This is a genomic window from Enterobacter cloacae complex sp. XAL002 (assembly GCF_049236805.1).
In the GTDB taxonomy this organism is placed as follows: Bacteria; Pseudomonadota; Gammaproteobacteria; order Enterobacterales; family Enterobacteriaceae; genus Enterobacter; species Enterobacter intestinihominis.
Genome location: NZ_JBMKJN010000032.1, coordinates 1 through 20,261, shown reverse-complemented (window position 1 = coordinate 20,261; position 20,261 = coordinate 1). Strand labels below are relative to the sequence as shown.

The following is a 20,261-nucleotide window of genomic DNA, read 5'->3' as shown; positions in this document are numbered from 1 at the left end:
AATTCCCACGCATACTTCTCAACCCTCATTTGTTTACTGTATACTTATCCAGTAATGAGTGAGGGCTTACTATGCGCAAAATAATCCATGTCGATATGGACTGCTTTTTTGCCGCAGTGGAGATGCGTGACAACCCGGCGCTGCGGGATATTCCCATCGCCATTGGCGGCAGCCGGGTTCAGCGCGGTGTCATCAGCACCGCCAACTATCCTGCTCGCAAATACGGTGTGCGCAGCGCCATGCCGACAGCGATGGCGCTGAAACTGTGCCCGCATCTCACTCTTTTGCCCGGACGTTTTGATGCCTATAAAGAAGCATCGGGCCACATTCGGGAGATCTTCTCCCGCTACACCTCTCTGATTGAACCGTTATCGCTGGATGAAGCCTATCTGGATGTCACCCACAGCGTGCACTGCCACGGCTCCGCCACCCTGATGGCGCAGGAGATCCGCCAGACTATTTTTAACGAGCTGAACCTGACGGCATCGGCAGGCGTCGCGCCGATAAAATTTCTCGCCAAAATCGCTTCCGATTTAAATAAGCCCAACGGCCAGTACGTCATCACCCCGGAAGAGGTTCCGGCGTTTTTAAAGACGCTGCCGCTCAGCAAAATCCCCGGTGTGGGTAAAGTCTCCGCCGCGAAGCTGGAAAATATGGGGCTACGCACCTGTGAAGACGTTCAGCGCAGCGATCTGGCGCTGCTGCTTAAGCGTTTTGGTAAGTTTGGCCGCGTACTGTGGGAACGCAGTCAGGGCATTGATGACCGGGATGTGAACAACGAACGGCTGCGTAAATCGGTCGGCGTTGAACGCACGCTGAGCGAAGATATCCATGACTGGACAGAGTGTGAAACCATTATTACGGAACAACTCTATCCTGAGCTTGAACGACGCTTACTGAAGGTCAAACCAGATCTGCTTATTGCACGACAGGGCATCAAACTGAAATTTAACGATTTTCAGCAGACGACGCAGGAGCACGTCTGGCCACGCCTCAACAAAGAGGATCTTATTGCGACGGCAAAAAAGGCATGGGAAGAGCGGCGGGGCGGACGAGGGGTAAGGCTGGTGGGGCTGCACGTCACATTGCTGGATCCGCAGCTGGAGCGTCAGCTGGTGCTGGGACTGTAGATTAGGCTAATCTTATGCCCGGTAAGCGAAGCGCCACCGGGCATCAAACGGCTTATTACTTAACAGGGATTGCTTTCAGCAGCTCAGTCAGCAGCGTCCAGTAGTGACCGACGCTTTCAATGTGAACCTGCTCATCCGGGGAGTGTGGACCCGTGATGGTCGGCCCGATGGAGACCATGTCCATATCCGGATACGGTTTCTTGAACAGACCACATTCCAGACCCGCGTGAATAACCTGAATGTTCGGGGTGCTGTTGAACAGTCTCTGATAAGTTTCACGCACCAGTGCCATGACCGGAGAACTTGCATCCGGCTGCCAGCCAGGGTAGCTGCCTTTTGCAGACGTTTTCGCGCCCGCCAGGGTACCCAGAGATTCCAGCATGCTCACAACGTACTCTTTACCGCTGTCGATCAGGGAACGGATCAGGCAAATGATCTCTGCGCTGTCGTCGCCCATGGTCACTACGCCCACGTTCAGGGAGGTTTCAACCACGCCTTTTGCAACGTCAGAATTGCGGATCACGCCGTTTGGCGTTGCGTTCAGCAACTGGACGAACGTGTCACGAGACTGTGCGGTCAGCGCGGCTTTATCCGTTGTAACGGACTCCAGTACCACCGTCAGGTTTTTCTCTTTCTCAGACAGCTCGTTTTTCAGGATATCCAGATACAGGCTGGAGAGGTTTTTCAGTTCTTCCGCTTTCGCCGCAGGCACCGCCACGGTCGCGAAGGCTTCGCGAGGGATCGCGTTACGCAGAGTGCCGCCGTTGAAGTCCACCAGACGCAGATCCAGTTCAGCGGCATGGCCCGCCAGGAAACGCGCCAGCAGTTTGTTGGCGTTGCCCAGGCCCAGGTGAATATCACCGCCGGAGTGACCGCCTTTCAGCCCTTTCAGCGTCAGCTTAAAGGTCTCGAAACCGGCAGGAATCGCTTCGCGGGACAGCGGCAGGGTAGAGATGAAATCGATCCCGCCCGCGCAGCCCATGTAGATCTCACCTTCTTCTTCGGAATCGGTGTTGATCAGAATGTCCGCTTGCAGCCAGTTTGCCTGGAGACCGAACGCGCCATCCATGCCCGCTTCTTCAGTCATGGTCAGCAGTACTTCCAGCGGACCGTGTTCAACGCTGTCGTCAGCCAGCACGGCCAGCGCGGAAGCCATACCAATACCGTTATCTGCGCCCAGGGTCGTGCCGCGCGCCTTCACCCACTCACCGTCGATGTACGGCTGAATCGGGTCTTTTGTGAAGTCGTGAACGGTGTCGTTGTTTTTCTGCGGAACCATGTCCAGGTGCGCCTGCAATACAACCGGCTTGCGGTTTTCCATACCTGCGGTGGCAGGTTTGCGGATGAGAATATTGCCAACCTGGTCGCGCTCAGCATGCAGACCTTTTTCCTTTGCCCAGCCCATAATATGTTCGGCAAGCTGTTCTTCGTGATAGGAAGGGTGCGGAATAGAGCAGATTTTGGCAAAAATATCCCACAGCGGCTGTGGAGATAATTGAGACAGTTCAGACACGATAGGTCTCCTTGTCGTTGCGCTGCAAAACAATGTTGCAGGTCACTGGGTTAGCAGGTTAATCGTTACCACAAGACGGGCTTGCGAGATGCATCTGAGAATACCACTTTCTCCCGTGGCTGGTAGCATTAAGCATGTAAAAACTCAGGCTCATGGCGCGTAACACTGGTTTTTAGTGCGTCAGATCTCTATAATCTCGCGCAACCTGGTTCACCCTCATTTTTTTAAGCCGTATATAAACAGGCTGGGACACTTCACATGAGCGAAAAATACGTCGTCACCTGGGACATGTTGCAGATTCACGCACGCAAACTGGCTGCGCGTCTGATGCCTTCCGAACAGTGGAAAGGCATTATTGCCGTCAGCCGTGGCGGTCTGGTACCGGGGGCGCTGCTGGCACGTGAGCTGGGTATTCGTCATGTCGATACCGTATGTATCTCCAGCTATGACCACGATAACCAGCGTGAGCTGAAAGTTCTGAAGCGCGCGGAAGGCGACGGTGAAGGCTTTATCGTTATCGACGATCTGGTGGACACCGGCGGTACCGCTGTGGCTATCCGCGAAATGTATCCAAAAGCGCACTTCGTCACTATCTTCGCGAAACCAGCGGGTCGTCCCCTGGTTGATGATTACGTCATTGATATCCCGCAGGATACCTGGATTGAACAGCCATGGGATATGGGCGTGGTCTTCGTACCGCCTATTTCTGGCCGTTAATTTCAGTACGTAACTTTACACGCCCGGTTATGCCGGGCGTTGTTCTTTTTGGCCTGCCACGCGTTACAATGGTCTCCAAGTGATGTATCCATGGAGGCAACGCAATGGCGCAGGCGAATCTCACCGAAACTCTTTTCAAACCCCGTTTCAAGCACCCTGAAACCTCGACGCTGGTGCGTCGTTTTAATCCGGGGACGATGCCTGCTGTTCAGTCAGCGCTAGATGGTAAAAACGTGCCCCACTGGTATCGCATGATTAACCGCCTGATGTGGATCTGGCGTGGTATCGATCCACGTGAAATCCTCGACGTGCAGGCGCGTATCGTGATGAGCGAGTCTGAGCGCACCGACAGCGATCTCTACGACACGGTAGTGGGCTACCGTGGTGGGAACTGGATCTACGAATGGTCAAAGCAGGCCATGCTCTGGCAGCAAAAAGCGAGCCGGGAAGAAGATGCTACTCTCAGCGGCAAACACTGGCTGCATGCGGCAAACCTTTACAGCATCGCTGCATACCCGCATCTGAAAGGAGACGAACTGGCGGAGCAGGCCCAGGCGCTGGCAAACCGGGCTTATGAAGAGGCCGCCCAGCGGCTGCCTGGCCGGATGCGTGAAATTGAGTTCGCCATTCCCGGCGGTAGCCCGGTGACTGGATTCCTGCATATGCCGGAGGGGGAAGGCCCGTTCCCGACGGTTCTGATGTGCGGCGGCCTGGATTCGTTACAAATTGATTATTACAGCCTGTATGAGCGCTACTTTGCCCCAAACGGGATCGCCATGCTGACGCTCGATATGCCATCAATTGGTTTTTCATCCAAATGGAAACTTACGCAAGACTCCAGCCTGCTGCACCAGCATGCATTAAAAGCGCTGGAGAATATCCCCTGGGTTGACCATACCCGGGTAGGTGCGTTTGGCTTCCGCTTTGGCGCTAACGTCGCGGTACGGCTGGCCTACCTTGAATCTTCCCGCCTGAAGGCCGTCGCCTGTCTTGGCCCGGTAGTGCATGCACTGCTAAGCGAGCCTGCGCGTCAGGGTAGCGTTCCTGAAATGTATCTGGACGTGCTGGCGAGCCGACTTGGCATGCATGATGCTTCAGATGAAGCGTTGCGCATTGAACTTAATCGGTATTCATTAAAAACGCAGGGCTTGCTGGGCCGCCGTTGCCCAACCCCGATGATGTCCGGTTTCTGGAAGAACGATCCATTTAGCCCGGAAGAGGAGTCACGCTTAATCACCTCGTCATCTTCGGATGGCAAATTGCTGGAGGTACCCTTCAGCCCGGTGTACCAGAATTTTGACAAAGCGCTTAAAGAGATCACACGCTGGATCACGCAGAGATTGTGTTAATAGTTTGCTAAATTTCGTTGGTTTGGTAAAACAGTGCTTCACAAAAGGAGATCGCAATGACGTTACCGAGTGGACACCCGAAAAGTAGACTGATTAAGAAGTTCATGGCTCTTGGCCCGTATATTCGAGAAGAGCAGTGTGAAGAGAATCGCTTTTTTTTCGACTGCCTGGCTGTTTGCGTCAACGTGAAGCCTGCACCCGAAAAACGTGAGTTCTGGGGCTGGTGGATGGAAATGGAAGCACAGGAAAAGCGTTTTACCTATAGCTATCAGTTTGGCCTGTTTAATAAAGACGGGCACTGGCAGGCGACGAGCATCAAAGATCAGGAAGTGATCGATCGCCTGGAGCATACGCTAAAAGAATTTCACGGCAGAGCTCGCGACCTGCTGGCAACGCTGGATCTGAAGCTGGAGCCTGCGGACGATTTTTCCAGCGAAGCGGTGAAACTGAGAGCCTGATGATGTCACAGCGCCGGGTGGCGGCTACGCCTTACCCGGCCTAAAAACGTATTACTCCCCAGGTCCGGTAAGCACAGCGTCACCGGGCACAAAAAAACCGGCTCAGCGCCGGTTTTTTTATTACCACAACATCAGAACTGGTAGGTCATGCCCAGCGCAACGATATCATCGCTGCTTACGCCCAGTTTATTATCGTCATCGATCTGGTTGATTTTATAATCAACAAACGCAGACATGTTTTTGTTGAAATAATAGGTCGCACCTACATCGATGTATTTCACGATATCTTCATCGCCGATGCCTTCGATATCTTTGCCTTTAGACTGCACGTAACCCAGAGATGGGCGCAGACCAAAGTCAAACTGATATTGCGCAACCACTTCGAAGTTTTGCGCTTTATTTGCAAAGCCACCGGAAATAGGGGCCATATTGCGGGTTTCAGAATAGAGAGTGGCCAGATATATATCGTTGGCATCATATTTCAGACCGGTCGCCCAGCCTTCTGCTTTTTTACCTTCGCCGCGTGCCTGAAGGTTTTGCTCATTGGTGCGATCGGAGCTGGCATACGCACCAATCACAGAGAAATCGCTGCCGCCGAAGTCATAGCTCAGGGAGGTACCGAAGCCGTCACCGTTTTGCTTCTTCACGTCGCGGTTTTCATTTTTACCCTGATATTGCAGGGTCATATTAAGACCGTCAACCATGCCAAAGAAATCGGTATTACGGTATGTGGCCAGACCGGAAGCGCGTTTCGTCATGAAGTTATCGGTCTGCGCCAGGCCGTCACCGCCGAACTCCGGGAACATATCGGTGTATGCGGCGACGTCATACAGCGCACCCAGGTTACGACCGTAATCAAAAGAACCAAAATCTTTCAGTTTAATACCCGCAAATGCCAGGCGCGTTTTTTGAGAAGAGTCGCTTTCTGCTTTGTTACCCGCGAACTCTGCTTCCCAACGTCCGTAGCCCGTCAGCTGATCGTTAATCTGCGTTTCACCCTTAAAGCCAAAACGAACGTAAGTCTGGTCACCATCCTTCGCGTCATCATCACTGAGGTAGTGCATTGCTTTTACTTTGCCGTACACGTCCAGTTTATTACCGTTTTTATTATAAACTTCTGCTGCGTGAACAGATGTGGATGCAACTACGCCCATTACCACTAATGCCAGAGTGCTCTTTTTCATTTTCAATCCTGATTTTATAAAAACGCGCTAATATTCGCTGAGCAATAAGATTCAACTTATTACCCCGTGAAAAACAGGAAGGGTTTTATCGTTAGTGGGTGAACGTTTTATGACAAAGTAAGAATATGTCTAAAAAAGTATGTTTTAATTTTTCGGTAATAAAATTGTCAAAATCTGCCGCTACGCTTCCTGATCCCGCGCAACAAAGTGACGGGTGATGTGCTAAGGCAGTTGGCAACGGGGCTGACACCTGTTAAAACGTCTGACTGACATCATTTTCCCTTATTGTTGAACGGCAGAGAATCATGAGTGACAGCCAGACGCTGGTGGTAAAACTCGGTACCAGTGTGTTAACAGGCGGATCGCGCCGCCTTAATCGTGCCCATATCGTTGAGCTTGTACGTCAGTGCGCTCAGTTGCATGCCGCAGGGCATCGTATTGTGATTGTGACCTCCGGGGCGATTGCCGCCGGGCGTGAACACCTGGGCTACCCCGAACTCCCCGCGACGATCGCCTCCAAACAGCTGCTGGCCGCCGTAGGACAAAGCCGACTCATACAGCTCTGGGAACAACTGTTCTCCATTTATGGCATTCACGTCGGGCAGATGCTGCTGACGCGTGCGGATATGGAAGACAGGGAACGTTTCCTGAACGCCCGCGATACGCTGCGCGCGCTGCTGGATAACCATATCGTTCCGGTCATCAACGAAAACGACGCTGTTGCCACCGCTGAAATCAAAGTAGGCGACAACGATAACCTCTCTGCGCTGGCGGCGATCCTGGCAGGGGCCGATAAGCTGCTGCTTCTGACCGATCAGCAGGGGCTGTTTACCGCTGACCCGCGTTCCAATCCACAGGCAGAACTGATCAAAGACGTTCACGGCATTGACGATGCGCTGCGTGCCATTGCAGGAGACAGCGTTTCTGGTCTTGGGACAGGCGGTATGGGCACCAAGCTCCAGGCTGCGGACGTGGCGTGCCGGGCTGGTATCGACACCATCATTGCCGCGGGCAGCCGTCCGGGCGTGATAGGTGATGTGATGGAAGGCATCTCTGTGGGCACACGCTTCCACGCCCAGGACTCCCCGCTGGAAAACCGCAAACGCTGGATCTTTGGCGCGCCCCCGGCTGGTGAATTGACCGTGGATGAAGGCGCGACCGCCGCTATTCTGGAAAGAGGAAGCTCGTTGCTTCCAAAAGGAATTAAAAGCGTGACAGGCAACTTCTCGCGTGGTGAAGTGATCCGAATCCGTAACCTTGAAGGTCGCGACATCGCTCATGGCGTAAGCCGTTATAACAGCGACGCGCTGCGTCGGATTGCTGGCCACCATTCCCAGCAGATCGACGCCATCCTGGGTTATGAATATGGCCCGGTTGCCGTGCATCGCGACGATATGATTATTCGTTAAGGAGCCAGAACATGCTGGAACAAATGGGCGCAGCCGCGAAAGCCGCCTCGTATAAACTGGCGCTCCTTTCCAGCCGCGAGAAAAACCGCGTGCTGGAAAAAATCGCTGATTATCTGGAATCCCAGTCGCAGGAAATTTTGCTCGCCAACGAGCAGGATCTGCTGGAAGCGCGTCGCAACGGCTTGAGCGAAGCGATGCTCGACCGTCTGGCATTGACCCCGGCGCGTCTGAAAGGTATCGCCGATGACGTCCGTCAGGTGTGCAACCTCGCCGACCCGGTAGGGCAGGTGATTGACGGTGGGGTGCTCGACAGCGGGTTACGCCTTGAGCGTCGTCGTGTGCCACTCGGCGTCATCGGTGTGATTTACGAAGCGCGTCCAAACGTGACGGTGGATGTTGCCTCCCTGTGCCTGAAAACCGGTAACGCCGCTATCCTGCGTGGCGGGAAAGAGACCTGGCGCACCAACGCCGCGACGGTGAACGTCATTCAGCAGGCGCTGGAGGAGTGCGGCTTACCGGCGGCTGCCGTGCAGGCGATTGAAAGCCCCGACCGCGCGCTGGTCAACGAGATGCTGCGCATGGACAAACACATCGACATGCTCATCCCACGCGGCGGCGCGGGCCTGCACAAGCTGTGCCGTGAGCATTCCACCATTCCGGTCATTACCGGCGGTATCGGCGTATGCCATATCGTGGTGGATGACACCGCGGAGATCGAACCTGCACTGAAGATTATCGTCAACGCTAAAACTCAGCGTCCAAGCACCTGTAATACGGTCGAAACGCTGCTGGTGCATCAGGGCATCGCCAGTACCTTCCTGCCAGCGCTGAGCATGCAGATGGCGGAAAGTGGCGTTACGCTGCATGCGGACGAGAAGGCTCTCGCCCTGCTGAAAGACGGTCCGGCAAAGGTCGTTCCGGTTAACGCGGAGCAGTACGACGATGAGTATTTGTCGCTGGATCTGAACGTGAAGGTAGTTGCGGATCTCGATGACGCTATTGCGCACATTCGTGAACACGGCACCCAGCATTCTGATGCGATCCTGACGCGCACCCTGCGCAATGCCGATCGGTTTGTGAATGAAGTGGATTCGTCTGCGGTTTACGTGAATGCCTCGACGCGCTTCACCGACGGCGGCCAGTTTGGTCTTGGCGCGGAGGTGGCTGTGAGCACTCAGAAGCTGCACGCCCGGGGTCCGATGGGCCTGGAAGCGCTGACCACCTACAAGTGGATCGGCTTCGGTGATGATACCATTCGTGCGTAAATAATCTCGGGTGATGCAAAAATAGCCGTTTGATTCAAAAGGGCATTGACGCATCACCCGGTTAGATCTACTCTTTTGCCCCGTGGTTACGCTCGTAACCGGCCTCTCAGGGCCGATATAGCTCAGTTGGTAGAGCAGCGCATTCGTAATGCGAAGGTCGTAGGTTCGACTCCTATTATCGGCACCATCATTTCATCCAGTACCATCCTCAATTGTCCATTTTTCCTTGTTTTTCGCGGCGTTGGCTGTTTTTTTGTCCATCGTTATCCACCTTTTGCCGTTGCAATCCAAATTTAAAACGGGTACATAAACGGGTATCTGAGTTTGAGGCGGGTACCTATGAAACTAAACGCACGACAGGTCGAGACGGCAAAACCTGCCGAGAAAGACTATAAGCTACCAGACGGCAACGGGCTTATTCTGCTGGTCAAAACCAGCGGGGCGAAATACTGGCGCTATCGCTATACTTTCGCCGGCAAAGAAAAGATGCTGGCGCTCGGTGTGTACCCGGCTGTTTCGCTGGCGGCCGCTCGCGAAAAGCGAGACGAGGCCAGGCGGAACGTTGCAGCAGGTGTTGACCCAGTAAAAGTCAAAAGCCATGTTGCAGCTGCGGCAGCAAAGACGATCACGTTTAAAGAGATTGCTACAGAATGGCACGAATTCAAGAAGCCACGCTGGTCACCTGGCTATGCCTCTGACATTCTCGAAGCATTCAACAAAGATATTTTCCCAGCGGTGGGTAAGCTGCCAGTTGCTGAAATCGAACCGGTTCAGATGTTGACGGCGCTGCGTAAAATTGAGAATCGCGGCGCAACCGAGAAAGCAGCCAAAACACGCAGGTTGTGTGGTGAGGTGTTCAGCTATGCAGTTGCGACCGGGCGCGCGAAGTATAACCCCGTCAGCGAACTGAACAGCGCAATGACCGGGCATAAAGGAGAGTCTTTCCCGTTCCTGACGGCTGAAGAACTGCCCAATTTTCTCGCGGCGCTTGAGAGTTACAAGGGGAGCCCGCTGCCCCGGCTGGGGTTGCAGATCATGATGCTGGCAGGGCTGCGTACTTACGAACTGCGGCATTCAAAATGGGAATGGGTAGATTTCGATAATCGGCTGTGGGAGATACCCGCCGAATTTATGAAGATGGACCGCCCGCACCTGGTACCGCTCTCCGATCAGCTTGTTGTCTTGCTGAAGGAGTTGCACGGTCTGACAGGTCGATACGTGAATATGTTCCCCGGCAGGAATGACCCGTCAAAGGTCATGAGCGAGAACACAATAAACAGGATGATCCACACGCTGGGGTATAAGGGGAGGGTAGTAGGGCATGGCTTCCGGCATACGTTCAGCACCATCCTGAACGATAAAGGATTCAACTCTGACTGGGTTGAACTCCAGATCGCTCACGTGGACAAGAACAATATTCGCGGGGTTTATAACCATGCCCTGTATATGGAAGGGCGTCGGGAAATGATGCAGTGGTATGCGGATTATATTGACCAGCTGCGTTTGATTTAAAGAAACTGTTTTTTCCACTCTTCGACCTCGCCGCGTACCCAGCGGGAGGTTCGGCTCCCGAGCTTCTTAGGCTTCGGAAACTCGTTATTACTGATGCGCTCATAAATGCTGGATTTTTTCAGGCCAACTGAGCGCTCAACCTCTTTGATGTTAATCAGGTCAGTGTCAGAGATAACCGGTGTCATGCTATACCTCTCTTTTTCATGGCATCGAGCAGGATGTCCTGCACTGTTCGTTTTGAGTTGCGCCGCTCCATCACCATTTCGTCCATAGTGCCGGCAGAGATAATGTGGTGAATGAACACCGGGCGGTTGTGTCCGGCCTGAATCTGCCGGGTTGGCCCGATGCGTTCGATAATTTGCTGGTACTGTTCCAGGTCCCACCAGTGCGAGAAAAACACCAGTATGTTGCCGCCATCCTGCATGTTCAGGCCGTGGCCCGCGCTGGCCGGGTGCGCGAACAGCACCGGTATTTTTCCGGTGTTCCAGTCACGTAGCGTCTGTGGATCCTGGTCGAGGTGGCGACCTCGGGGAAACGCTTTAAGCAGGCGCTCAAGGTCGTGTTTCCAGTGGTAGGCCACCAGTACAGGCGCGCCAGCTGCTTCGGTGAGAATACTGTCCAGCGCCTGCAGCTTCGCGTCGTGCAGTTCGGACCAGCTCCCGGCGTCGTCGGTGTACACCGCGCCGCTGGCGATTTGCAGACACTTCACCGTCTTTGCCGCGGCGTTTGGCGCTTCGATGCCTTCGCCGTTCAGTTCGAGGAACATTTCCTTTTCCATTTCGCGATACTGCTGGCGGGTCTTCGGCGGCATGTCCACGCGGATCACGTTATGAATGGGCTCTTTGATATCGAACCAGTCGGCGGCGTCCAGGGAGATAGTCACGTCGGCCAGTGCACGCTGTATCTCGTCTTGCGAGTGTGCAAACGGCTCCAGCTTCGTCCAGCTCTGCCCCGGAAACTGTATTGAGTTGAACCAGCGGGAGGTAAACTCGCCGTAGGTGCGCCCTAGGCGCTGCCCCTGGTCCACAAACCACGCCTGCCCCCACAAATCCACCAGGCCGTTCGGCGCTGGTGTACCGGTGAGATTCATCCAGCGCCGGACGTGCTTATGCGCCACTTTGCCCAGTGCCGCCGCGCGCTTACCACCTCCGCGCAGCCGGAAGGATTTCAGCCGGGTGCTTTCGTCGGGGATAACGGTGCCGAACGGCCAGCGGCCGCCCAGCTCTTCCACCAGCCAGACCAGATTGTCGTAGTTGATGGTAAACACGCTGGCGTTGCTGTTCGCCAGCGCCGCGGCGCGCGCTTTGGCATTACCGACAATTGGCTGTACCTCGATATTGCGCAGATGCCCCCATTTAACCGCTTCATCCGGCCAGGTGCTGGCGGCAACGCGCAGCGGCGCGAGAACCAGCGCGGGCTGTGTCTCCGCTCCCGCCATGAAGAGATCTTCCAGCGTGGTGAGCGTTGCCACGGTTTTACCCATACCCATTCCCGCCCAGATGTTGCAGCGGTTAATATCGATTTCGTGGTTGATGATGAGGTCTTGATAAGGACGGGGGATAAAGATTTTAGATGAGGTCATAACATTTCTCATACCGTCACTAGAAAAGTTTATGAAGTTAATTATTGGGAAAAATCTTTAATAAGACTAAGATGGTAACCCGCAAAGAGTAGTAATAAGAAGAGGTTACGAATGCTTACTGTATATTGTGAGAAAATGACTAATACTGGGTTAAGTGCCCCGATAATAGGCCTAATTGGTATCGCAATAGGTGCAATTCTTGGATTGGCAACGTCATATTTTACCCAACGTTGGCAACACAAAAACGCGCTGCAGTTGGAGAACCAAAAAACAGAGGTGAAACTATTTACTGATCACGTTCTAGCTGATTTGTTAAAATATATTGATACCGAAACCGACTATATACAGCGCATATACGCTATAGGAAACGGCGTATCTGTTAGTAACAATGACTTATTCGGAAATCATCGCTTGGAACTTGCAAAGTACAATGCTTTACTTGGTGTTTTTAAGGATGATGTTCTTATTGGTGATTTTAAAAAGCTATTTACCTATCGTGATAGACTTCAAGAATTTCCTTTAAAAAATAATATGGGTGAAGTGGTAACCGATTCAACAATTGTTTTGGATGAAGCTATAGAGTTAGCAAGTAATATTAAAGCCAACCTATTTGCGCATTGCTCATTTAATAAGCCTAATAAGTAATTATTTCCTCCAGATTTTTGCTATCTAGTACCACCACGTTAAAACCCAGCGCGCGTAGCCGTTCATGCTCGCGCAGCTGGTCGACACGTGGTGGTTTGCCAGGTGCTTTGCATTCGACAAAGACGAGACGGCCGCCGGGTAATGGCTTTGGTAATACCATGCGTGGTTACTCTGCGCTGATCACGCGGTCACCGGCATTCAAGGCCAGCCGTGCCGAACAGTTAAAAATGGCCGTCGGGCTGGAGACCATTCTCCATACCCGTGCGCGTACGATGGGCGACCTGGTGGATGGCTCTGCCAGAACAACGGCGGTCGAAGCGGGTATGGAGCGCGTCACCGATGCATTCGGCAAGCTCACGTTGATGGGGCACTTCGATGATATGAACAAATCGGTAAACGGCATGATCACGTCCGACGGCATTCTCTCCGGCACGTTCGCTGGCCGCCGTCTGGCTAAGCTCGGCATTAACGATAATGTGGCCGCGCGTATCCGCAGCGAGTTCGAAAAACACGGTGAGGTAATCAACGGCTGGCATATCGGCAATTTTGAAAAATGGGACGATCAGCACATTGCTGGCGTTTTCCAGTCGGCGGTGCTCAAAGATGTTAACAATACCGTTATCACTCCGGGGATCGGTGATACACCGCTGTGGGCCAGTACACCGCTGGGTAAAACTATCTTCCAGTTTAAATCATTCGCTACCGCATCCTACAACCGAGCCACGCTGGGTGGCCTGCAGGAGGGAACCGGTCAGTTTTATTATGGTACCGCTTTTCAGATTGGGCTTGGCGCGCTGACGTACGCGCTTAAACAGTCCGCAAATGGTAAAGAGGTTGACTGGTCTCCGCAGAAACTGGTCATTGAGGGGATCGACCGTTCAGGTATTCTTGGCCCGTTAATGGAATATAACAACATGGCAGAGAAAGCCTCTGGTGGTATGGTGGGGCTGGGCGCATTGCTCGGTACTGGAACACAGTCACGTTATGCCAGCCGCGGCTTTATTGGTTCCGCGCTTGGCCCAACGTTCGGCCTGCTCGATACCATCACTGATGTTACTGCTGGCGTGCTTAATGGCGATGCCGGTGATCGGGTGCTGCACAACGTACGTACGCTGCTGCCTGGTAATAACCTTTTCTGGATCGCACCGTTGATAAATCAGGTTGACCCTGGCATGCGATAATCGGTCGGGATTCCGACCTTAAACCCGCGTCATCATAGCCCTGTATTCACTACGGGGCTTTTTTATGCATCAGGATTACAAAACACGCCTTACCGCGCTAACCGATAAACTCACCGATGTGGTGCTTGAAGAAGCCGATCCGGATAACTGGCCGGGGGCAGGTAAAAAACCGAGTGAACTGACCAAAGACGAACGCGGCGACCGCGACTGGGATAAGAAGAATGCAGCTGCATCGCTGACGCTCTTGATTAAGGTGCATTCACTTATCGGCATGCAGACGCGAGGCGGTACACCGTCGGATAATCCCGGAAAGGATGACGAAGCCTTTGAACTGGGCCAGCAGGTTTCAAAAGCAGAGCGAGAGGCGGCCGCAATTATTGAGCGCCTGCAGAAAGGGAAAAAATGATTTCGTTCCTCGCCTTCTTTTTAATGTGGGCGGAGCGAATGAACTGGGACGTTCCGGACTGCCACTATCAGGCCTGCCACTGGCTGGAGCATCGCGGAAACCTCGCGGTGCTTCGCTGTTTCCGTGGTTTCGGTAAATCAACGATCCTTGCGGTCTACAACGCCTGGCGATACTACTGCGAGCGTCAGTACCGCATTCTTCACCAGTCGGAATCAGACGGCACCGCGTATAAAACCAGCCGCGATACGCAGAACGTTCTGCGCAACCATCCGTTGACCAAAGGCATGCTGCCGGACGGGCAGGGGACAGTTGAGCAGTGGTGGGTCAACGGCGCGCTGGATTTACGTAACGGCAGCATGTACGCCAAAGGCATCTTGTCTAACGTAACCTCGGCCCGAGCTAACGAATGTCAGAACGATGACGTTGAGGTCCCCCGTAATATCCAGACGCCTGAGGCACGCGAAAAACTGCGCTATCGCCTAGGCGAGCAGACACACATTCTTATCCCAGGCGGCCGAAAGCTCTACATCGGTACACCGCACACGCATGACAGCCTTTATGATGAGGTCGAGTCTATGGGCGCAGACTGTCTTACCATCCGGCTGTTTGAGAAAGAAAAACGCGTTGAAGCGAAAGACGCCACGCAGCTGCGCTACGAATTATCTTTCAGGCCAGAGTACGTTTTCGCGGGCATCCATAAAGCGGCGCGGCTCTTGGTCGAGGATGTCGATTATAAAATTACGGCCGGCGGTGTTGAGTTTGCCACCGCGCCCGATACCGTTATCGACTTCTACGCGGATTGCGCTTGGCCTGAGCGATTCACTCGCGAGGAAATGGAGAATCGACGTAAAGAAACTCGCACGGTTAACGAGTGGGATAGCCAGTATCAGCTGCACAGTAAACCCGTTGGCGACGTTCGTCTCGATCCTGACCGTATCCGTGAGTACAACATCCATCCGCAGATCCGCTATGCGAACCGTACGGCCTCGCTCTGGCTGGGTAACGTGCAAATCGTTGGCGCTGTCGCCTGGTGGGATGTGGCCACAGGTAAAGTTAAAGCCGATGCTTAGGCGTTCTCGCTGATGCTGACTGATGCCAGAGGGCACCTGTACTGGCACATCTGCAAGGAACTTACGGGGGAACTCGCGGAATTTGACGATAACGACAAAATCACTGGCGGGCAGGTCGCACAGATCAAAGAGCTTGTACTCAAATATCAGATCCCGGTTGTGTGCGTTGAGGTGAACGGCCCCGGCAGTTTCGCGGGTAAATTGCTGCGTCAGGCGCTCAAGGGTACCGGGTGCGGCGTGCGCGAAGAATTCAGCATTACCAACAAGCAGAAACGCATCCTCGATGCATTCGAAGCGCCTCTGTCGTCGCGGTTCTTATGGGCGCATACCGATGTACTGGACGGCCCTGTCTATGACCAGATGCGTGATTTTAATCCGGCTCTGACCAACCAGCCGGATGACTTTATCGATTCTGGTGCCGGCGCAATCAGTCAGACACCAGTACGTATCGGGAAAGTGGTCGGGATTCCGACCGGGCATGCGCGCGAAGATTGGCAGTTAAGTGACGGAGATCATCTGGTCGACGTCGATTACTAACCTGCCAGAGGTTTCGCATCATGTCGGTACCCAACCAGACTCCCTATATTATTTATAACGCCAACGGTCTGACGACTGTTTTCCCCTTCGAGTTCTATATCATCAATGCCGGTGATATTCAGGTATCAATCAACGGTACTGTCGTTACCAGCGGATATTCCGTATCAGGAGTCGGTAACGTCGGCGGGGGTGACGTGGTTTTCGTTACTCCACCTGCAAGCGGTGCAGTGGTCATGCTGGAACGTGTTGTTCCTACCTACCGGTTAACGGATTACCAGGACAACGGCGATCTGTTGGCCGACACAGTGAATAAGGATTTCGACCGCCTCTGGATGGCAATACAGCGTGCCTTTATTTATCTCGGGCTAGCGCTGCGACGTCCGCTATTTGGTGGTCCGTTCAACGCAGAAGGTTATAGGATCGCGAATCTCGGTGACCCGATAAATGCGCAGGATGCAGCGACCAGGAACTATGTCGATAATGTCAGCCTGGTGCGTACGCTGCGTGTTCCTGAGTCTTCAGTCTCCATTCTGCCGCCTGCTGATCAGCGCGCAAACAAGCTTCTGGCGTTTAACGCTGCAGGGCAACCAATCGTCGTTCTGCCAGCTTCTGGTTCGGCGTCCGATGTAATGATAGAACTTGCTAAACCCGATGGCGAAAAGTACATCGGCGAATGTCCAGACATTGCAACGCTACGGACAATCGAGCCATCTTTCGACAAGCAGCGCATCACCGTACGGGAGCACACCGTTGGACTGGGAAAAACGGGTGGCGGGGTATTCTGGTATGACGCCACGGATACGACGTCAACAGATAATAATGGACATTATATTGTCACTACTGCCGGAGCGCGATGGAAGCGAAAAGAAGTTGATGTGAAACCAGAACACTTCGGTTATAACACCACTTATACAGGTGATCAGACCAGCCTTCTTCAGGCAGCAATTTATTTTGCAGTAGAAAAAAATCGTAAGTTTATCGGTTCAACAAGGAATACAATTTACATTACATCTACTATTTACATACCACCATTCTTGACCGCAGATTGGCGCGGTATGAAAATAAAAACGGTGACAAACTCTATCACTGCTGTGCGTCTCAGTAGTGGAAGTGCGACCATTCCGGCACCACCATATAAACCTGGGACGCCTCTTGATCAGCTCGAGATAGAGGGGAGATATAAAACAGGAACAGCAGCAGTTCCTGATGAGACTTTCACAACAAATGGATTGGTGATCGGTGAGTCTGCATCATCGCAAACATCAGATCTGAACATTGTTAATCTGATAGTTCGTGGTTTCCAGTCTTGCATAACGGTAACTGGCCCTAATAGTTATCTTCTGAAATTTGATAATTTGCATTGTGGTGTTGCCTGGTTTAGAGGTTTTGCATGGACAGCATCTTCTAACTCAGGTGAGAATATACAATTCTTTGGTGGTTCAATTTATAACTGCATAAACACTGCTGGAACAGCACAAGGGTTATATATTGCACCAACCGCAAGCTCGGTTGAGCTTACATTTAACGGAACAAGCTTTGATTACAACGACGTAGATGTTTCTCAAAACCTAGGGAACATAACACTTAATGATTGTCATATGGAGAATAATAACAATAATCCCAAGATAACTATAGCAAATACAGCATCAAAAGAGCCTTCCAAGTTAAAAATTAAGGGAGGTAGCATGGGTGGCGGACCAGGGGCAAGCAGTCTTAATCCAACTGTGGAAAGTGCGACAGGAAGGCCTTGTTATATCGATGTTACCTCAGCAGGAACAAGTGTGGTTATTAACGGATTGCAAGTTGGGAGTTTTTACACTATTGGCAACGTTACGCAGGTTGTCAGAAACAGTAGTTCATTAACTATGCGTAAGCTTGAAATCGGTATTTTACAGAATGCCGGACCTGCAACTACGGAAGGATGGCCTCTAAACCCTTCATTCTTTCAGAATCTGCTCACATCATTGGGATTTGGGTCAATCAGTGGCTGGACACTTAATTCTGCCAACGGCGTTACACTGACAGCAGTGACCTCAGTATCGGCTTCACATGACAGTGGTGCTAGACAGCTTGAAAGGTCATCGTCAGGTACGGCAACAGGTATGTCTTTTTATCAGGATGTGCGTGTCAGATCTGGCAAGACAATGATAGTTAAAGCATGGTTGCAAACCCTTGCGATCATAGCTAACGGCGGTACTGCCACTATTCAGACAACTTTCCTGAATGAAGACAAATCAGTCACTGTGCAATCAGCTGCGTTAGCTCAACGAGCTGTAAGCGCTGATGGCACCCTTACTGAATGTGCAACAGTGATTCCGGTTCCGGCAGGGGCTGCATGGATGCGCGTTGCAATTTACGGTACCAACATACCAACAGGGACAACATCCAGAATTTATAGCTCTGGCGAACGCGTTTGGGAGATTTAGGAAACAAATAAAAGCTGGCTCAGAAGCCTGAGCCAGGCTATATCTATTTTTTACAGTTGTCTTGACCTAATGAAATAAGCAGGTTGTTTTCATTCTCAAAAATAGAATATTGATGTGTGGAAAATATTTTATCCATGCTGCCATCACAAGCCTTTTTCTGTAGAGCTTGCGAAAATTTCCTTGCTTCTCCAGAAAAAATAATATTTCTTACCCCGTTATTAATTAATGACTGGCTTAAAGTCATATCGAAATAATTGTTTTTTATGTATTTAAGTATAGGGAATACTCGCGCTGATGTTTTAGATGCTTCAGAGTCTTCTGTGGCACCAAATATGTAGGTATCCTTGCCTTTATTTATTGCTGATAATTTATCTGTCAGTGAGAACAATATGTATGAATCATATCTCTGCTGATGGTAAAGTGCAGATGTTGTCGCATATATAACTGATAAAGATGAGAATATAACACATATTGATAAAATCGATGCTATATTATTTATTTTTTTGCTGCTATTGGCCGGAACCGCTAGCATCATAAATATAATAAAGGTTGCCGGAAACAGAACCCTAACAGGATAATATCCATTGCTAAGAATTAAATTAACCCCAATAGCGCAAAGGAGAATGACAAAAGGAATCACCATCATTATCAATATGTTTATGCATTTTATTCTATTGGCTTCTCCCTTTAATATTTTAATGAATATTTTTACATAAGTTACAGCAAAAATAATAGCGGCAATAGAAATGATCGCACACGAAATATAACCATATGATTGTGATGCTGTCTCAAGTGCGTTTTTCAACCCAGATAAAATAGCATGGGCAAAGTTTGAAGTAAGATCGGCTCTATGTTCGGATCCATTTATTGTTAACTTAACCACCGCGAGATAATAGACTATGCATGCAATGAAAGTTGATAATACAGCCTTTAAAATATAACTTATTGTTTTCTCGCTGTATTTATCTGACTGAAGAAAGTTTGTTATTACCAATAATGGGAATATTGCAATTGCAGGTTGATAAAATGAAAGACAGGCAATAAGCAGTAAGCATGGGAAAACTACTCTATTTTTATTCAGCGAGTCCCATGCCATCACGGGCAACAAAACAGAAAGAACCATTGACAGTGAGTCAAACCTAAAAAGCATATTCCCAAATGTAAGCGGATTAACAGCAATTGTGATACATATTAAAACATTACCTACAGTAATATCTTTGAATGTGTTCTTTAGCAAAATAATTACCAAAGAGCTTAGTGCAAGCATGCTTAATAATTGAGGTAATGGTGTTATATCCGCTAGCCTTACAGAGCTTGTGCTTAAAACAATAGCAAGCCATTCTGTTAGCGGTCTTCCTAACCCAATCCATCCAAAGTAACCTTTGATAGATCTGGTTATATCATCAACAAGATAAATTCTGTCATTAATAAGCGGGTAATAACCAAATATAATTATGACAAGAGAAAGCATGAAGGCGTTAAATGACGACAATTCCTTCTTGTGAAAACTAAACATTATTTTTCCCTTTCAAAATATAACGAGGACGGTTTTTAACCTCAACGTAAATCCTGCCGATATACTCCCCAAGCACACCTATACCTATCAACTGAACGCCGCCAAGGAAAAGTATTGATACCAGCATTGATGGATAGCCGCGAACCGGGTTGCCGAATGCTAACGTGTCGACGATCATCCATGCGCCATAGATAAAGGCCATGCCTGCAACGAACAAACCGATATACGTCCACATGCGCAGTGGAAAAGTTGAGAAACTGGTAATGCCCTCTAATGCAAGATTCCACAGCTTCCATCCATTGAACTTAGAATCCCCGGCAACACGTTCTGCGCGGGCATATTCAACAACATCAGTGCGGCC

General features: G+C 51.2%; 15 protein-coding genes, 1 tRNA gene and 4 pseudogenes. 13 read left to right on the top strand and 7 right to left on the bottom strand.

The features are described 5' to 3' along the window. The first annotated feature begins 71 nt into the window (after positions 1–71). Positions 72–1,130 carry a DNA polymerase IV gene (dinB, locus tag ACOT0L_RS21550; RefSeq protein WP_126504225.1) on the top strand — a complete coding sequence of 353 codons (1,059 nt, stop codon included), beginning with the start codon at positions 72–74 and terminating at the stop codon, positions 1,128–1,130. 55 nt (positions 1,131–1,185) lie between these two features. Here dinB and pepD read toward each other — a convergent pair whose 3' ends face one another. Next, on the bottom strand, positions 1,186–2,643 hold the full coding sequence (gene pepD, locus ACOT0L_RS21545) for a cytosol nonspecific dipeptidase (RefSeq protein ID WP_032676430.1): 1,458 nt from the start codon (positions 2,641–2,643) through the stop codon (positions 1,186–1,188). Between the two features lie 258 nt (positions 2,644–2,901). Between pepD and gpt the strand changes: the two genes are divergently transcribed. The 3 genes from gpt (at position 2,902) to crl (ending at position 5,167) form a co-directional block, all read left to right on the top strand. After that, complete coding sequence (gene gpt, locus ACOT0L_RS21540) at positions 2,902–3,360, top strand: xanthine phosphoribosyltransferase (RefSeq protein ID WP_003863205.1); 459 nt, start codon at positions 2,902–2,904, stop codon at positions 3,358–3,360. Between the two features lie 104 nt (positions 3,361–3,464). Next, positions 3,465–4,709: an esterase FrsA gene (gene frsA / locus ACOT0L_RS21535; RefSeq protein ID WP_126504227.1), complete on the top strand. Its 1,245-nt coding sequence runs from the start codon at positions 3,465–3,467 to the stop codon at positions 4,707–4,709. A 56-nt stretch (positions 4,710–4,765) separates the two neighbouring features. Further along, the gene (crl, locus tag ACOT0L_RS21530; RefSeq protein ID WP_126504229.1) at positions 4,766–5,167 is read left to right on the top strand and encodes a sigma factor-binding protein Crl; all 402 of its coding nucleotides are present in this window, start codon (positions 4,766–4,768) and stop codon (positions 5,165–5,167) included. Positions 5,168–5,298: 131 nt separating this feature from the next. On the opposite strand, the gene phoE is transcribed toward crl, so the two are convergent. Further along, entirely contained in the window at positions 5,299–6,351 is a 1,053-nt protein-coding gene (phoE, locus tag ACOT0L_RS21525) for a phosphoporin PhoE (protein ID WP_022647150.1), read from the bottom strand. Between the two features lie 305 nt (positions 6,352–6,656). Here phoE and proB point away from each other — a divergent pair, with 305 nt between their 5' ends. From proB to ACOT0L_RS21505, 4 genes are all read left to right on the top strand, one after another. Beyond that, a complete protein-coding gene (gene proB, locus ACOT0L_RS21520; protein ID WP_126504231.1) occupies positions 6,657–7,760 on the top strand; it encodes a glutamate 5-kinase in 1,104 nt (367 codons plus the stop codon). 11 nt (positions 7,761–7,771) lie between these two features. Continuing rightward, the gene (gene proA, locus ACOT0L_RS21515; protein WP_063149359.1) at positions 7,772–9,025 is read left to right on the top strand and encodes a glutamate-5-semialdehyde dehydrogenase; all 1,254 of its coding nucleotides are present in this window, start codon (positions 7,772–7,774) and stop codon (positions 9,023–9,025) included. Positions 9,026–9,136: 111 nt separating this feature from the next. Beyond that, a tRNA-Thr gene (locus ACOT0L_RS21510) sits at positions 9,137–9,212 on the top strand. A gap of 152 nt (positions 9,213–9,364) precedes the next feature. Next, positions 9,365–10,537, top strand: coding sequence for a tyrosine-type recombinase/integrase (locus tag ACOT0L_RS21505; protein WP_126504233.1), 1,173 nt, complete (start codon positions 9,365–9,367; stop codon positions 10,535–10,537). Here the strand turns inward: ACOT0L_RS21505 and ACOT0L_RS21500 are convergent. Then, positions 10,534–10,722: a helix-turn-helix transcriptional regulator gene (locus ACOT0L_RS21500; protein WP_000189281.1), complete on the bottom strand. Its 189-nt coding sequence runs from the start codon at positions 10,720–10,722 to the stop codon at positions 10,534–10,536. The two genes, ACOT0L_RS21505 and ACOT0L_RS21500, sit on opposite strands and share 4 nt — an antisense overlap. After that, positions 10,719–12,119 carry a DEAD/DEAH box helicase gene (locus ACOT0L_RS21495; RefSeq protein WP_038415413.1) on the bottom strand — a complete coding sequence of 467 codons (1,401 nt, stop codon included), beginning with the start codon at positions 12,117–12,119 and terminating at the stop codon, positions 10,719–10,721. Before ACOT0L_RS21495 ends, ACOT0L_RS21500 begins: the two co-directional genes overlap by 4 nt. A gap of 111 nt (positions 12,120–12,230) precedes the next feature. On the opposite strand from ACOT0L_RS21495, the gene ACOT0L_RS21490 reads away from it, so the two are divergent. Beyond that, entirely contained in the window at positions 12,231–12,764 is a 534-nt protein-coding gene (locus tag ACOT0L_RS21490) for a hypothetical protein (protein WP_126504235.1), read from the top strand. Here the strand turns inward: ACOT0L_RS21490 and ACOT0L_RS21485 are convergent. After that, positions 12,754–12,906 (bottom strand): annotated as a pseudogene (locus ACOT0L_RS21485) (VRR-NUC domain-containing protein); the annotation flags it as partial. The gene ACOT0L_RS21490 and the pseudogene ACOT0L_RS21485 sit on opposite strands and share 11 nt — an antisense overlap. Here ACOT0L_RS21485 and ACOT0L_RS21480 point away from each other — a divergent pair. From ACOT0L_RS21480 to ACOT0L_RS21465, 4 genes and pseudogenes are all read left to right on the top strand, one after another. Beyond that, positions 12,905–13,945, top strand: a pseudogene (locus ACOT0L_RS21480) (hypothetical protein); the annotation flags it as partial. The pseudogenes ACOT0L_RS21485 and ACOT0L_RS21480 sit on opposite strands and share 2 nt — an antisense overlap. Before the next feature lie 64 nt (positions 13,946–14,009). Next, positions 14,010–14,351, top strand: a complete 342-nt coding sequence (locus tag ACOT0L_RS21475) for a hypothetical protein (protein WP_063148317.1) — start codon at positions 14,010–14,012, stop codon at positions 14,349–14,351. After that, positions 14,348–15,958: pseudogene (gene terL / locus ACOT0L_RS21470) on the top strand (phage terminase large subunit). Before ACOT0L_RS21475 ends, terL begins: the two are co-directional and overlap by 4 nt. 20 nt (positions 15,959–15,978) lie before the next feature. Beyond that, entirely contained in the window at positions 15,979–18,384 is a 2,406-nt protein-coding gene (locus ACOT0L_RS21465) for a phage tail fiber protein (RefSeq protein WP_126504237.1), read from the top strand. Positions 18,385–18,427: 43 nt separating this feature from the next. Here ACOT0L_RS21465 and ACOT0L_RS21460 read toward each other — a convergent pair whose 3' ends face one another. Both ACOT0L_RS21460 and ACOT0L_RS21455 read right to left on the bottom strand, forming a co-directional pair. Then, positions 18,428–19,900 carry a glucosyltransferase domain-containing protein gene (locus ACOT0L_RS21460; RefSeq protein WP_126504239.1) on the bottom strand — a complete coding sequence of 491 codons (1,473 nt, stop codon included), beginning with the start codon at positions 19,898–19,900 and terminating at the stop codon, positions 18,428–18,430. Further along, positions 19,893–20,261 (bottom strand): annotated as a pseudogene (locus ACOT0L_RS21455) (glycosyltransferase); the annotation flags it as partial. The pseudogene ACOT0L_RS21455 and the gene ACOT0L_RS21460, both read right to left, overlap by 8 nt.